This is a genomic window from Vibrio sp. 378, assembly GCF_033339435.1.
In genome coordinates this window covers 1-619 of sequence record NZ_JAWOUO010000753.1, presented here as the reverse complement: position 1 = coordinate 619, position 619 = coordinate 1, and the positions used below count along the sequence as shown (strand labels likewise).

General features: G+C 45.9%; 1 protein-coding gene. It reads left to right on the top strand.

What is annotated here, in order from left to right; translation table 11 throughout:
• On the top strand, positions 1 to 457 hold a 457-nt coding region (locus R7Q48_RS28665), incomplete at its 5' end, for a LysE family translocator (RefSeq protein WP_318133731.1).
• Positions 458 to 619 lie beyond the last annotated feature (162 nt).

Sequence of the window (619 nt, the reverse complement as noted above, 5' to 3'; positions counted from 1 at the left end):
CTCTGCTGTACTCGGCATCGCCGCAGTTATGCTCAATTATCCGTGGCTGTTTACCTTCCTCAAATTTGGCGGCGGTGCGTATTTGCTCTATTTAGGTATCGAAATGTGGCGATCTCGAGGCAAACTCGCGATCAATTTGGAGAACTCAACTTCACAACCTAAAGGTAACTGGAATTTGGTTCTACAGGGCTTCATTACCGCCATCGCGAACCCTAAAGGTTGGGCGTTTATGATCTCACTTTTGCCTCCATTCATCGACCAGAGCAAAGCCCTAGCGCCACAGCTCATGGTTTTAGTCTCGATCATTCTGCTGTTCGAGTTCATCTGTATGTCACTGTATGCGACAGGCGGTAAAGGGCTCAAACGTGTTTTAGGCCAATCAAAAAATGTTCGTTTGATGAACCGTTTCGCAGGCACGTTGATGATGGGCGTTGGTATTTGGCTGTTTGTGAGTTAGAGCGGAACTAAAAGCAATGAAAAACCTCTTTCAAAAGTTCACGCAAGTGATGAGTGAAGTACTAGATTTTCAGGCCCGAGTTTGGGTTGTGAACGTCTATGCAGGAGAGCATAAAGGCGAGTCTTATGTCGTTAATGAAGATGCTTTCTCTGTACCTCTTCA